Raw genomic sequence first — 13,780 nt, forward strand, 5'->3', positions numbered from 1 at the left:
ATGTCGATAGCAGATGCTGTACGGAAACACGCAGAAACCCAACCAGATAAAACAGCCCTTGTGACCTCTGAGCAGGGACTGACTTATAAAGAACTGGAGATAAAAACCAACAGGGCAGCTGAGATGTTTCACGAAACCGCCGTGTTTTTAAAGGAGACGCCTCCGCCTATTGCGGCGATCCTTCTCCCAAATGGCACAGCTTTTCTGGAAATTGTCCTTGGTGCGGCGAAGGCAGGCTGGATAGCAGCTACATTGGATCCGAAATGGAGCAGGAAGGAAATAACGACAGTGATACAAAACATTAAGCCTGCGCTCCTTTTCACGGATGAGAGTTATATTTCTTGTTTCCATGAATGGAGGGGCATGGTGAAAATTATCGTCATCGGGGGAAAGGCTACCGGTTTTGAAGCATATGAGCAGTGGCTTTCCTCCAGGGAGAATACTTTCCCCGTTGCGATGGATGTTAAAGAATGCCCCTTTTACATGGGGTTTACGTCCGGGACAACGGGATTGCCGAAAGGCTTTATCCGAACGCAGCAATCATGGATGATAAGTTTTGCGGAAGGGGATAAAGAGCTGGGGCTTCATCCAGAAGACAATATTTCCGTCCCGGGCCCGCTTGTTCATTCCCTCTTTTTATTTGCAGCCTTACACGCTCTGCATTTGGGAGCGGTTTGTTTTCTTGAAGAGAAATTTTTTGTCCGGTCTCTTCTTTCCCGCTGGAAAAAGGATAGAATTACTGTTATGTACGGCGTTCCCTCCATGTATGAAGCTGTCATAAATACAGCAGAGCATACCGACTGGCAGCAAGCTGTCATGCGAAAATGCATCATTTCCGGGGATAAATGGTCTCAGAACAGAAAAGATTTTCTCAAAACGGTCCTGCCGGAAACGGAATGGATTTCGTTTTATGGTTCTTCAGAGCTTAGTTTTGTTTCAGTATTTTCGGACCGCCATCCGGGGAATCGGCCTTATGGGCTAGGCTATCCTTTTTCCACTGTGGAAACTTCCATACGGGATTCGCGTGGAAAAGAGGTTACCCCGGGAGAAAAGGGAGAATTATTTGTCCGGAGTCCGATGACCTTCTCAGGATACGCAGGAGGAGAAGCTGTCCTTCCGGAGCAGTGGATACCTTCGGGTGATATCGTCTGGGAGGAAGCGGATGGATTTTTAAATTTGGCAGGGCGTAAAAAGAATCAAATCGTGACTGGCGGATTAAATGTCTTCCCGGAAGAAGTGGAACAGCTGCTTAAATCCCATCCCCGTATTAAGGATGCGGCAGTTATTGGTGTCAAAGACCACTACTGGGGGGAAATAACATCGGCATTTATTGTTCCAGCAGCAGAGCAGAACGGGCTGGTGAAGGAGCTGAAAAATTACTGCAAAACGTATCTGTCCGCCTATAAATGCCCGAAAATCTGGAAACAGGTGAACGACCTCCCCTTGACAACAAGCGGAAAACCTTCACGGCAGAAACTCACCAATATGTTACCCCGGGAAAGGCAGGAAGGCTATGAATCATAAAGCTGTCATCGTATGCGCAAAGCGGACTCCTATTGGAAGAGCAGGCGGTATCCTTCGGAATGTCCCCCCGGAGGATCTGGCCGGCGTCGTTTTTCGAAGTATATTAGAAGAAACAGGAGTTCCGGCAGAAGTAATAGAGGACGTGATTTTAGGGAATGTGGTGGGTCCCGGTGGGAATCTGGCCCGGCTTTCCGCCCTGCAGGCAGATTTTCCGGTAAGTGTACCGGGAGTTACTGTAGACAGGCAGTGCGGTTCAGGGATGGAAGCTGTTGGCCAGGCAGTACGTCTTATTCAAGCCGGGGCCGGAGGGGTTTATCTCGCTGGAGGAGTGGAAAGTGTCAGCCTTGCTCCCTGGAAAATGGAAAAGCCGAAAAATGTGTGGCAGCAGCTGCCCCGCTTTTACGAACGGGCGGCGTTTTCTCCGGAGAAGATAGGGGATCCCGATATGGGGGTGGCAGCTGAAAATGTCGCTCAGAAATATGGGGTTACCAGGGAGGAGCAGGATGTGTATGCAGTAGAAAGTCATCAAAAAGCTGTTCGAGCTCAAAAAGAAGGCCGGTATGAAGGGGAAATAGTGCCGCTTTCAGGAGTGGCGGAAATGGATGAATGCCCCCGTGAAAAGACGAACCGAAAACTGCTCCGCCGGCTGCCACCGGTTTTCGTGGAACATGGCACCGTTACTTCGGGTAATTCCTGTCCTGTTAACGACGGTGCGTCTGTGGTACTGGTGATGAGTGAAGAAAAAGCGAAAGCATGGGGACTCTCCCCGCTGGTCGAAGTACAGGACATTGTAACCACTGGAGTGGATCCCAACTATCTCGGTATTGGGCCTATATCGGCTGTTCAGCAGTGTCTGAAAAGGAATAACCTTGAGATAAACGATATCGATCAAATGGAATTTAATGAAGCATTTGCTTCTCAAACGATTGCCTGTCTACATGCTTTACAAATTCCAAGAGAAAACGTAAATTCCGGAGGCGGAGCTATTGCTCTTGGTCACCCGTACGGAGCTTCGGGAGCGGTGATAACGACAAGATTATGTGCTGAAATGAAAATTCAGCAAACGGAGACTGGAATAGCAGCGATGGGAATTGGCGGTGGAATGGGAATCGCCATGTTATGTAAAAACCGCTGACAGGAACAGATGGAAGGGGAGGAGCGAATGATCGATTTATCCTGGGAAGGGATGTCGACCGAGGTTCACCTATTTTCTATGACAAGAGAGAATATAAGAAACTGGGCTGTATGTCTACATGATTGTCACCCACTTTACCTGGATCCTGCTTTTGCAGTAAATAAAGGTTTTGCTGATGTGTTAATGCCTCCTACATATCCTATGGTATTTTGGAATACGATCGATATCCCATGGCGGCTCTCTTCTCAGAAAACTCTTCTTCATGAAAAACAGGAATTTCACTATTATGCTCCGATTACAGCAGATCAGCCATTAAAAGGGTGGATAAAACTGGAGAACATCGAAGAAACCCGCCTTTCCACCGGTACGTTTCAACGTGTTATAGAAACAATGAAGATAGTATCACACCAGTTACTCTTAATGGAACTTCTCACTACTACCTTGACGCCTATTCGCTGCGCTGGAGAGAGGGGGAAACAACAGAAAGCTTCTCCAATAAAAAGGAAATCTGAAGCTGGATCTTTATCCTTTCCACTTGAATGGGTGAGGCAGTATGCTTATTGCTCGGGGGATAATCAGGCTATACATCTTAACGAGCAGGCTGCCCGAAAAGCAGGATTTCCACGACAAGTTGTTCAAGGTATGTTAATCATGGGGGCAGCGGCACGATGTCTTCATCCTGTTTTGGATCTCGGCTGTTATATAAAAAAATATAGATGCGGGTTTTTGTCTCCCTTATTTGCGGGAGATACCCTTTATTTTCCACCTGCTCCTGCAGGAAGGATGGCTGGAATGAACCAGGACGGCCGTCTTGTAATGAAAGGAAGTTTTCAGTAATATCTGTTCTGCCAGTCAGAAAACAAACCACTTCCTTCACATCCCGGGCAGTAAAGGGGATCCGTATAGTAATACTCATTGGGAATTAATTGGATGCCGCGTCCCCGGCAGTCGGGGCATTTCCCTTCTTTTTCCATGGCATCAATTCTTTTCTGTTTTGCAGACTCTCTCCAATCTGTCCACATGTTCCAAAGATTCATGGGGGTCACCTCCTGAGATAATTTTTAACATACATGTTCGGATTTTAGACGGCCTCCGGGTTTTCTAATAGTATGCTTTGCCTATAGTCTATGTATACATCTTCTCAGAGGTTTTCCAAATTCCTGGGGTGTTTGTATTTTGAAAGTCGTGTTACAGTGGAAAAAACATAGATTGGGGAGGAGTTTTTGTGAAAAAAAGAGGGATGACGGCGGTTTTATTGTTATCATTTATTCTCCCATGCCAGGCTTTGGCTGACTCTCCTGACTTTAAAGATGTAACAGATGATTTTTGGGCTGAGGCTGAAATTGAATATTTGGCTCAACAGGAGGTTATTTCCGGATACAGCAATGGAAACTTCCATCCGAATAACACAGTAAAACGAAGTCAGGCTGCTGCTATGATTGTCGAAGCCTTGGAACTGCAGGTGGATGATAGACCTGATCCGCGGTTTACGGATGTCGGAGAAGATTTCCACGCTTACAGGGCAGCGGCAGCCGTGAAAGAGGAAGGAATTATGTCCGGTAAGGATGGGGCATTTATGCCAAATGAATCGCTGACAAGAGGACAGATGGCAGCGGTAATAAATCGCTCTTTCCTTTTGACACAAGAGAAAGATACCGATTATTTCCGGGACGTAAACGAAGCCGATGCGTTTTATGACGATATTCAGGCTGTCGCTCAGGCTGGGATTGCAAATGGTTATGAGGACAGAACTTTTGGACCAAACGATGAGGTGACACGGGCGCAATTTGCTGTTTTTCTTGCCAGAGCGATGGATTCGGGCCAATTTGTAAACCCGGATCGAACTACTTATTCCAATGCGCGGTTTGGATTTGAAGTAACATATCCGGAAGCTTGGCCGGAGGGAGAGGAAGCAGCAAACGGAGATGGAAAAATATTATATGAGACCGGCCAATCGACCATCCGGGCTTACGGTACCCATTATATGGAGAGCCAGGCTCCGGATTTGTACGACTATGAAGAGGTTGCGTTATATAATGGAAATCCCGCTTATTATAAAACAACGCGGTCCGAGGGTATGATAGAGTTTGATCTTGTACGCATAACCGATGAAATGGAATATCATGTAAATGGAGAAGTGACAGAAGCTTTTTATTCAGAGAACGGGGACCATTTACGTGATACGATTTACAGTCTTGATACGAGCGACGCGTCAGCGGTAGAAGCCCATGCTGCAGCCGATAAAGCTCTGGAAGACTTAAAAAATGAGGACATGAGTGCTTTCGCCTCTCATGTACATCCGGAGGAAGGGGTTCGTTTTACCCCGTATGCCCATGTAGATCCAGATGAGGATCAGCATTTTACACAATCAGAAGCAGAAGAGCTCTGGGACGATAATACGTCCTATGAATGGGGTTATTATGATGGCCGGGGAAATCCTATAAACACCACGTTCAGCGATTACTATGATGAATTCATTTATGATCGTGATTATTTAAATGCCGCTCAAACGTCTGTCAACAAGAGGATCGGCCCGGGGAATACGGTGGATAATACAGAAGACATTTACCCGGAGGCAGAAATCGTTGAGTATCATTTTGAAGGAGAACAAGAGGAATATGCCGGCATGGATTGGTCTTCCCTCCGCCTAGCAATGAAGAAAGAAGATGGCGGGTGGTATGTGACCGGGGTTATACACGATGAATGGACGATTTAAAAACACCGGGACCTCTGCCGAACTGGATCAGGAAAGCAGAATCGTTCCTCTGTCCTTGTCCCAGGTGTAAAACAGGGCCGCTGCCAAAAGCGGTCCTGTTTTTTTAGGATATATCGTTCTATTTTATTTGTTTCATCAGATCTTTTAATGTTTCCCCGCGGGGGAGGGGGGCTAAGGTGAGGCAGCCGTCTTCTCCTGTCTCTGCTGGCTTCATGCAGCTCAGTCCGGGCCGGCCGTTAATCATCATACTACAGGTGCCGCAAAGACCGGTACGGCAGGAATACCGATAGGCAAGCGTGGGGTCCTGATAGGTGTAGATACTTTCTACGACGTTTAAAACGGTCATTCCCGGGTAGTACGGTGCCTGATAGTAATCCATGCGGCCTTCGGAACGATAGATTGCGACATCCAGCTTTCTCATGATTGATACTCCTTTGGTTCATACCTGGAAGTAATACGGCCGTCCATGATAAATGTCGTAGTATGCCTGATCTCGTCTGAAGTGTCAGGGTAATCGATGGTAAAATGAGCACCGCGGGATTCGGTTCTCGTTTTTGCGGCTGAAAGAAACGCTTTCGCTGTCTCAATCATATGCTGGACTTCGATGAACTCCAGCACTTCTCTGGAATACCCTGCTGCCGGCACGGTAAGGTGAACATTTTCCATCTGTTTCTGAATGGAAGCCAGTGTATCCCAGCCGTTTGTCAAATTTTCGTTAGACCTTGTGACGCCAAGGGATGTGTCCAATACACGCCGGATTTTGTCCTTCAGTATAACAGGTCGAAATTCTCCTTTTGGCGCAGCTCGAATAACATCAACAATCCATTTACTTTTTGCCGGTATATCAGAAGGCAGAGGAGACGGTCTGGCCTTATATTTTTTAGCAGCGGCATGTTCTCCTGCACGTTTTCCGAACACAATGCATTCAGATAAGGCATTGTTTCCAAGCCTGTTCCCGCCATGCAGTCCACCGGCTGTTTCCCCTGCAGCGTACAGACCGGCCAGGGAGGTTTCGCCGTTTGCGTTGACAGCGATCCCTCCCATAATAAAGTGGGCGGCGGGGCCGATCTCCACCCATTCTTTTTCCAGGTTTACGCCTCGTTCCGTGCAGATATTGTACTCATGCGGAAAATACGTTTTAATGTCATCGATCACTCCTGTCGCATCAAGCCAGACGCCTCCATTTGGTGTGCCGCGTCCGGCAGTGATTTCACGAGCAATGGCAATCGCAAGCTTATCTCTTGTTGTATCTTCCATTGTTTGAGGTTCATAATGCTTCATAAAACGTTCTCCCCGGGTATTGAACAATTTTCCAAGGTGGTAAAAACTCATACATAACCCTGCGAGAGATGGGGGAGTTAAAAGGCTGACTGGATAAAATTGAATTTGTTCCAGATCAAGCAGGGACACTCCTGCTTCCAGTCCCAGGGCAAAGCCGTCTCCTGTAGCCTGCACAGGATTACTAGTAATAGAAAAAAGCTGTCCGATACCGCCGGCTGCTAATATGACCGCGTTACTTCCGATCCAATAAAGTTCGTTTTCCTTTAAATTATATACGCAGGCCCCTGCTGCTTTTCCATTATTCACCGCTATCTCCAGGGTAATCAAATCACTCCAGTACGAAAGGTTATGATAGGTTTTAGCCTGTTTGAATAATGTCTGCAGAATTCCCAGCCCTGATTTTCCTTTTCTGGCACTGATAGAACGGGAAATGTTATGACCCGAAGTTTTAGTTACTTCCACCCTCTGATGCTCATTTTCATCGAGTTTCAGCCCCCATTTTTGTAAATCCGCTAAGCGTTCTTCAATATCGCGGGCAAGTACTTCGGTTAGGCTGGGATCACTTAATCCACGGCCGCTTTCTAAGATATCCCGACTATAGGCAGCAGTACTGTCTTCCGGCATGGACCAGGGACCGAGTCCTGCTATTTGAACTGCTCCAACGGTAGATCCGCTTTTAGCTGAGGCTCCTTTATCCACGACGATTACCTCAGCTCCGGATTCCGCTGCGTAAACAGCAGCCGACAAGCCTGCTGCTCCCGATCCTATAATAAGAACATCGGTTGTAACGTACTGCAATGATCAACACTCTTTCTTTTTTCTTATTTATTATACGCTTACATGTTTTCAGTTAAATGTCAATCTGTTTTAATAGAAGAAAAGCGAGGTGATTCAGTGTGCCTGTACATAAAAACCGTAAAATGGCTTTTCTATATCCAGGACAGGCAGCCGAAAACGATTTTTATACGATGGCTTCGGAAATGAGACCAGCTGTTGATATTGAAGTGATCCACACCAGCTTTCTGGAAGATGCCCATACGGTGGAAGCATTGACGGAAATGGGCAGTATAAAGAGGCTGCAGGAAGGTGCAGAAAGGCTCAAGGGCAGCGGCGCTGCCTCCGTTTTATGGAGTTCCACGAGTGCCAGCTTTGTATTAGGAGCAGCGGGAATCCAACGGCAGGTGAAGGAGTTGAAAAATATCCTTGATGTCCCGGCCTCTACAACAGCCCTTGCCTTTGTTAAGGCAGCCAGAACATTGAATTTGAAAAAAATAGCGGTAGCGGCAACTTATCCAAGAGACGTGGCTCTGATCTTCAAACAATTTTTACAAACCTACGAGATGGAAGTTATTCAGTATGAAAGCAAAGGTATCATAACGGCAGCAGAGGTGGGTACACTAAAAAAGAGGGAAGTGCTTGACTTTGCTGAAAATAGCGACGCAGCTGAAGCAGAGGCTTTATTAATACCAGATACTGCTCTACATACAGCCGGGTATCTGAAGGTGCTCGAAGAAACCTTAAAGAAACCGGTTTTAACTGCTAATCAGGTTAGTTTCTGGGAAGCTTTGTGGCTTGCTGAACGATTTACCCCTCAGCAGGGATGGGGGACATTGTTTCAGACAAACGAAAGAATAGATCTCTAAAAAAGCCGGACGTTCACCATGTTATAATAAAATAGAAAGAAATTATTGTGAAAGGTAATATTACAATTATCGAAAATAGCTTGTATTGTCGATAAAATATATTATGATAAAGATAAAGGAGGTACATATATGGATAAGGGTGCAGAACAAGTGATGGAAAACCTGCCGGATTTGGACAGGGAGGTTTATCTGTTCATGCAGGAACAATATGATGAACTCGAAGAAGCTGGAGAAAAACACGATGTAGCAGCAAATGATACGTTTGTGGAAAAGAAGGCCAGTGAAAAATTTAACATATCCGAAGAAGAAGCAGGAAACATCTATGCAAAAACTGAATCACAATTAAGCCGTGTGCAGCAAAAAAGGGCATCCAAATAATGGGTGCTCTTTTCGTGTGGATCTTTTAGAGGAGGGCAGATTAGTATGAAACAAGCCCAGCCCATGGCTCATTCGAGAACCGTACAGACCCGCCTGGTGCTGCCTCCGGATACCAATCATCTTCAAACAATCTTTGGGGGAAAAGTACTGGCGTATATCGATGAAATCGGAGCTCTGGCTGCAATGAAGCATTGTAACAGTGTCGTAGTCTCTGCTTCCATGGATTCGGTAGACTTTTTGTCTGCTTCCAAAGCGGGCGAAGCTCTGGAACTGGAAGCCTTTGTCACCTCAACCGGGCGAACGTCCATGGAAGTATTTGTCCGCGTTCACTCTCATAATTTATTAACCGGCAGTAAAAGGCTTACGACCGAGTCTTTTCTGACCATGGTTGCCGTGGACAGCGCGGGGAATCCAATAGAAGTCCCGGGAGTTATTCCTGCGACAGAAGAAGAACATCGTTTATACGATACGGCTCCTGCCAGAAAGGAGCATCGGCATCAGCGGAAAAACATGAAGTAAAGGGAAAGCAGATTATTTTCCTTTCGTTAGCCAAGTTTGCGATAATACATTTCAGACATTGTATGGAAAAGGAGAGCAAATCATGCGTAATATGACGAAAAATACATCCATCCAACCTTTGTTTGAATCGTGGCATACGGATAAACTGTCCCTATCCAACCGGATTGTTATGGCACCGATGACACGCGGTTTTTCTCCGGGAGGAGTGCCGGGACTGGACGTTGCCGCTTATTATCGGCGCCGCGCGGAGAATGACGTGGGCCTGATTATAACTGAAGGAACCGGTATTAACCACCCCGCAGCGGTCTCAGGTTCTTCTATTCCCCGGTTTCATGGAGAAGCATCATTACAGGGATGGGACCAGGTAGTAAAAGAAGTCCATCAAGCCGGCGGGAAAATCGCGCCGCAGTTGTGGCATGTTGGAATGACCCGGCAGCCGGGAGATCTGCCAAATAAAGAAGCACTTCCGGTTGGACCGTCGGGCCTGAATTTATCCGGTGAAAAGATAACCGAACCATTGACGCGGAAGGAAATAACAGAATTAGTACAGGCCTATGCAGAGGGAGCGGCAGAGGCCCGCAGGCTGGGCTTTGACGCGATTGAGATTCATGGGGCTCATGGGTATTTGATTGATCAATTTTTCTGGGCACAAACCAACCGGCGGATCGATGAATACGGGGGAAATATGAAAGCCCGGACCCGTTTTGCTGTGGAGATCGTCGAAGCATGCCGGAAGAAGGTCGGACCGGACTTTCCTATCATTTTCCGCTTTTCTCAATGGAAGATGTCCGACTATCAGGCAAAAATTGCAGAGACCCCGGAAGAGTTGCAGACCTTTCTGGAACCGCTCGTGGAAGCCGGTGTAGATATTTTTCATTGTTCCACCCGCCGCTTTTGGGAATCAGAGTTTGAAGGTTCGCCTTTGAATCTGGCCGGATGGACAAAAAAATTATCAGGCAAACCGGTGATTTCGGTTGGTTCTGTAGGGCTGGATGGAGAATTTACAAGCGGAACCGGGGCAGAGACGACCAATCTGGATGGATTAATCGAAAGACTGGAAAATAATGAATTTGATCTAGTTGCGGTCGGGCGTTCCCTGTTAATGGATCCGGCCTGGGCTGCCAAAATCCGGGATGGCAGAGCGGAGGAACTACAGCCTTACAGCAGGGAAGCAACAAAAACTTTATATTGATCGTAAAAAGAGGTACTTTCTCTAGGGTAAAAGAAAGTACCTCTTTTTTATGCAAGGGGGATTGAAGTTTTGGTTTTTGTATGACTTACTCCGTCTTTGTTTTTAAAAGTCGGAGCGCGTTTAACGTCACGAGCAGGGTGGCGCCCATGTCCGCAAAAATAGCAATCCAGAGGGTGAGCCAACCGGGGATGACGAGCAGAAGGGCGGCTGCTTTAACCCCGAGGGCGAATACGATATTCTGTTTAATAATATTCAGTGTTTTCCGGCTGAGGTTTACGGTATAGGGAAGTTTTTCCAGGTCATCGGCCATGAGGGTGATATCCGCCGTTTCAAGGGCTGTATCCGTCCCCGCTCCGCCCATGGCTATGCCGACTGCCGCGTTGGCCAGAGCAGGGGCATCATTTACGCCATCTCCGACCATCGCCGCTTTTTTATTATTCTTTGTCAGTTTCTGAATATAGGAAAGCTTCTCTTCCGGCAGTAATTCAGCCTGAACATTACGAATCCCTACTTCCTTACCGATGGCTTCCGCCGTGCGTCTATGATCCCCGGTGAGCATAATTAGTTCGTCGATGCCGGTTGTCTTCAAACGGGAAAGGACGTTTTTGCTCTCCGGTCTCCACGAATCTGCGGCGGCAGCCACTGCCGTAATTTTCGCAGTTGTTCCTGTGATGATAACAGTTTTTCCTTCTTCCTGAAGAGACGTTATTTTTTCCTGAACAGGAGATAACAATTCTCTGGAAAAAAAAGAGGGTTTACCGGCATATATGGTTTCTCCATGAATCACCCCTTGTATTCCCTTCCCGGTAACCGATTGGAAATTTGTTATCTGCACGTTTTCAAAAACCACCCCGGCTTCCCGGGCTTTTGTTATGACGGCGGAAGCAAGGGGATGCTGGGAATGATATTCAAGGGCAGCCAGATTCCGCATCGTTTTATCCTTTTCTGAATAAAAGAACATGTCTGTAATAACAGGGGCCCCCATCGTTAACGTTCCGGTTTTATCAAAAGCCATCGCTTCGATTCTGCCCATTTCTTCAAGATATATGCCGCCTTTGATTAATACGCCCTGCCGAGCTGCATTTCCGATGGCTGTTACAACAGCAACAGGCGTGGAAATGACAAGGGCACATGGACACCCTACGACTAAGACTGCCAGGCCCTGATAGATCCAGGTGCTCCACATTCCCCCGAATAAAAGGGGTGGAAGGGCGGCAACGATGGCTGCGAGGGCAATGATACACGGAGTATAATAAGCCGCAAATCGATCAATGAAAGCCTGGGATGGAGCTCTTTGTCCCTGTGCTTCCTCGACGAGATGAATGATTTTTGCCAGCGTCGTGTCTTTCGCATGCTTTGTTATCTCGACTTCCAGATAGCCTTCTTCGTTCAGCGTCCCGGCAAAAACCTCATCTCCGGTCTGCTTTTCAGCAGGGATAGATTCTCCTGTTATCGGCGCCTGGTTAACCGTAGAAGCTCCGGAGAGAACCCGCCCGTCTAACGCTATTTTTTCACCCGGTTTGACCAATTGAATATCTCCGATCACAGCTTCTTCTACGGCGAGAGATAACTCTGTTCCCCCTCTGCGGATGGTTACATTGTCCGGCGCAATTTCCATCAGGGAACGAATGGACCGCCGGGCTTTTTCCAGCGAAAATGTCTCCAGTTTTTCACTAATGGCAAAGAGGAGAACAACGACAGCTCCTTCTCTCCATTCTCCAATTATAGCTGCTCCGATGACAGCCACGCTCATTAGCGTTTTCATATCGAAGACCAGATGGACAAGGTTGGTTATACCAGTCCTAAAAAGGGCCCAGCCGCCAATAAGAATGGATGAAGCGTAAGCAGCAATAGTATAGGTCGCATTTCCGCCGTATACAAAATCAAAAACAATTCCAATAATAAGCAGACTAAGAGAAAGAATTAGAGATAAATATCTTTTTTGGAATGACGGCGTAGAAAACGACGAGCTCTCATTTTCGGGTATGACGGATAAGTTTTCGAATGCTCCTGCTTTCTCAAGCTCCTTCCTTGAGGTTTCTCCATATACGGTTAATTTCGAAGCCCCGAAATTTACTTCCGCCTCCGTGACACCTTCCAGGTGCCGCACGTTTTTCTCAAACGTGGCTGCACAGCCTGCTCAGGTGAATCCCTGAACACGGTAGACATGCTTGAAATTTTCTGCAGTCATGGCTGGGGCCTCCTTTATTTCCTGGATAGTCAAATGAATATTTGAATATTAGTTTAACATAATCAAATATACTTTTGAATGAAATTCCATTATTTTTTTCTGTTGTCCACCTATCCTTTTTTGACGCTTCCGCATATTTTTAAAGTGTAGGGTGTCTGAAAAAGGAGGCCGTCTTTATGCCAAAAGTCAAAGATATTCGTCATGAAACTCCAAAACGTTCGGAAACACGTTCCATGAGTACTGTGACTAAGATTATTCGTCATCACTCTGCCACGAAGACGGGGGATTTTTGGTCTTTTTGGGATCACACCTGGAGCCGTTTCAGCCCAAAGTGGCAGACCGGCGGGTACCATGAGATTATTCTCCGCGACGGCACAGTCCAGGTCTGTTACCGTCCTACTATGGTGACAAATGGAACGGCAGGTCATAACTCATACACCTATCATATTTGTCTCGTTGGAAATGGTTCGTTTACGGACGAACAGGAAAAAACCTGGCATTATAGAGTAACAAGGGCGATGGCACAGTTTCATTTGTCTGCTGCGGATGTATTGGGGCACCGGGAGCTTCCCGGTATGGACACAGTGTGCCCCGGCATTGAAATGAATGAGGTTCGTTCGGCGTTAATGGCGGATCGGCCGTTATCTGGAAGTGATCTTTCCCTGCTGCAGTTCGGCGACGGCGGACCTGAAGTAGAACAGCTTCAAAAGGATTTAATCCAGGCTGGAGAAAATTTATCTATTTATGGAGCCGATGGAGCATTCGGAGAAGAAACGAAAAGCGCTGTATTATCGTTTCAAAGAAAACATGGATTATGTATCGACGGAATTGCTGATAGCGAGACAATGGCAAAGCTGGAGGACATTTTATCGATCGGGACGGGATTCTTAGAGGACCACCAGCCAACCCCTTTTCACGAAAAAACCTGGAAATGGGCAGCAGAAAAAAACTTGATGAACGGAAAATATCCTAAAGAATATATTACCCGCGAACAACTGGCGACGGTTCTTCATCGTTACCATCAATTAGAAAAAGGAGAGAAATAAAGTGGCGGCATGGTGTAAACGTATCTGGAAATCCTTGTTTAGATGGAGGAAAAGCAGGCGGAATTCAGGGAACGAAGGCGAGGGGGATACGGAAACAGAAAAGGATAAAAAAGAGAAAATATAAACCACGATAAAGAAGGAGAGAGTAAAAAAAT

At 46.7% G+C, this 13,780-nt stretch carries 13 protein-coding genes; 9 read left to right on the plus strand and 4 right to left on the minus strand.

Features of this window, described 5'->3' with window-relative positions:
• Genes G475_RS0103235 through G475_RS26245 form a run of 3 tightly spaced genes read left to right on the plus strand, consistent with a single transcriptional unit; the run spans window position 1 to window position 3,496 of the window.
• Window positions 1–1,524, plus strand: a complete 1,524-nt coding sequence (locus tag G475_RS0103235; protein ID WP_026700037.1) for an AMP-binding protein — start codon at window positions 1–3, stop codon at window positions 1,522–1,524.
• A complete protein-coding gene (locus G475_RS0103240; RefSeq protein WP_026700038.1) occupies window positions 1,514–2,659 on the plus strand; it encodes a thiolase family protein in 1,146 nt (381 codons plus the stop codon). Before G475_RS0103235 ends, G475_RS0103240 begins: the two co-directional genes overlap by 11 nt.
• 27 nt (window positions 2,660–2,686) lie before the next feature.
• Complete coding sequence (locus tag G475_RS26245) at window positions 2,687–3,496, plus strand: MaoC family dehydratase (RefSeq protein ID WP_051302122.1); 810 nt, start codon at window positions 2,687–2,689, stop codon at window positions 3,494–3,496.
• On the opposite strand, the gene G475_RS0103250 is transcribed toward G475_RS26245, so the two are convergent.
• Entirely contained in the window at window positions 3,490–3,696 is a 207-nt protein-coding gene (locus G475_RS0103250) for a hypothetical protein (RefSeq protein WP_026700039.1), read from the minus strand. The two genes, G475_RS26245 and G475_RS0103250, sit on opposite strands and share 7 nt — an antisense overlap.
• A 188-nt stretch (window positions 3,697–3,884) precedes the next feature.
• On the opposite strand from G475_RS0103250, the gene G475_RS26250 reads away from it, so the two are divergent.
• Window positions 3,885–5,375: an S-layer homology domain-containing protein gene (locus G475_RS26250; protein WP_051302124.1), complete on the plus strand. Its 1,491-nt coding sequence runs from the start codon at window positions 3,885–3,887 to the stop codon at window positions 5,373–5,375.
• A 118-nt stretch (window positions 5,376–5,493) separates the two neighbouring features.
• On the opposite strand, the gene G475_RS0103260 is transcribed toward G475_RS26250, so the two are convergent.
• Window positions 5,494–5,796 (minus strand): 2Fe-2S iron-sulfur cluster-binding protein, encoded by a 303-nt coding sequence (locus tag G475_RS0103260; protein ID WP_026700040.1) that lies wholly within the window; start codon window positions 5,794–5,796, stop codon window positions 5,494–5,496.
• Window positions 5,793–7,454, minus strand: a complete 1,662-nt coding sequence (locus G475_RS0103265; RefSeq protein ID WP_026700041.1) for an L-aspartate oxidase — start codon at window positions 7,452–7,454, stop codon at window positions 5,793–5,795. Before G475_RS0103265 ends, G475_RS0103260 begins: the two co-directional genes overlap by 4 nt.
• 98 nt (window positions 7,455–7,552) lie before the next feature.
• Between G475_RS0103265 and G475_RS0103270 the strand changes: the two genes are divergently transcribed.
• From G475_RS0103270 to G475_RS0103285, 4 genes are all read left to right on the plus strand, one after another.
• Window positions 7,553–8,299: a maleate cis-trans isomerase family protein gene (locus G475_RS0103270; protein ID WP_026700042.1), complete on the plus strand. Its 747-nt coding sequence runs from the start codon at window positions 7,553–7,555 to the stop codon at window positions 8,297–8,299.
• 129 nt (window positions 8,300–8,428) lie between these two features.
• The gene (locus tag G475_RS0103275) at window positions 8,429–8,677 is read left to right on the plus strand and encodes a hypothetical protein (RefSeq protein WP_026700043.1); all 249 of its coding nucleotides are present in this window, start codon (window positions 8,429–8,431) and stop codon (window positions 8,675–8,677) included.
• 45 nt (window positions 8,678–8,722) lie between these two features.
• The gene (locus G475_RS0103280; RefSeq protein WP_026700044.1) at window positions 8,723–9,196 is read left to right on the plus strand and encodes an acyl-CoA thioesterase; all 474 of its coding nucleotides are present in this window, start codon (window positions 8,723–8,725) and stop codon (window positions 9,194–9,196) included.
• 91 nt (window positions 9,197–9,287) lie between these two features.
• Window positions 9,288–10,388 (plus strand): NADH:flavin oxidoreductase, encoded by a 1,101-nt coding sequence (locus G475_RS0103285; protein WP_026700045.1) that lies wholly within the window; start codon window positions 9,288–9,290, stop codon window positions 10,386–10,388.
• Between the two features lie 85 nt (window positions 10,389–10,473).
• Here G475_RS0103285 and G475_RS0103290 read toward each other — a convergent pair whose 3' ends face one another.
• Window positions 10,474–12,579 (minus strand): heavy metal translocating P-type ATPase, encoded by a 2,106-nt coding sequence (locus tag G475_RS0103290; RefSeq protein WP_084413968.1) that lies wholly within the window; start codon window positions 12,577–12,579, stop codon window positions 10,474–10,476.
• A 176-nt stretch (window positions 12,580–12,755) separates the two neighbouring features.
• Between G475_RS0103290 and G475_RS26255 the strand changes: the two genes are divergently transcribed.
• Window positions 12,756–13,625 carry a peptidoglycan recognition protein family protein gene (locus G475_RS26255; protein ID WP_051302126.1) on the plus strand — a complete coding sequence of 290 codons (870 nt, stop codon included), beginning with the start codon at window positions 12,756–12,758 and terminating at the stop codon, window positions 13,623–13,625.
• The last annotated feature ends 155 nt before the right edge of the window (window positions 13,626–13,780 follow it).

The sequence above is a fragment of the Salibacterium aidingense DSM 18341 genome, assembly GCF_000429685.1.
GTDB lineage: Bacteria > Bacillota > Bacilli > Bacillales > Marinococcaceae > Salibacterium > Salibacterium aidingense.

Bases quoted from the DNA above. Each gene is read 5' to 3' on its own strand.
- G475_RS0103275 (WP_026700043.1), top strand. From the start codon at position 8,429: ATGGATAAGGGTGCAGAACAAGTGATGGAAAACCTGCCGGATTTGGAC.
- G475_RS0103260 (WP_026700040.1), bottom strand. From the start codon at position 5,796: ATGAGAAAGCTGGATGTCGCAATCTATCGTTCCGAAGGCCGCATGGAT.
- G475_RS0103280 (WP_026700044.1), top strand. From the start codon at position 8,723: ATGAAACAAGCCCAGCCCATGGCTCATTCGAGAACCGTACAGACCCGC.
- G475_RS0103285 (WP_026700045.1), top strand. From the start codon at position 9,288: ATGACGAAAAATACATCCATCCAACCTTTGTTTGAATCGTGGCATACG.
- G475_RS26255 (WP_051302126.1), top strand. From the start codon at position 12,756: ATGCCAAAAGTCAAAGATATTCGTCATGAAACTCCAAAACGTTCGGAA.
- G475_RS0103240 (WP_026700038.1), top strand. From the start codon at position 1,514: ATGAATCATAAAGCTGTCATCGTATGCGCAAAGCGGACTCCTATTGGA.
- G475_RS0103235 (WP_026700037.1), top strand. From the start codon at position 1: ATGTCGATAGCAGATGCTGTACGGAAACACGCAGAAACCCAACCAGAT.
- G475_RS26245 (WP_051302122.1), top strand. From the start codon at position 2,687: ATGATCGATTTATCCTGGGAAGGGATGTCGACCGAGGTTCACCTATTT.
- G475_RS0103250 (WP_026700039.1), bottom strand. From the start codon at position 3,696: ATGAATCTTTGGAACATGTGGACAGATTGGAGAGAGTCTGCAAAACAG.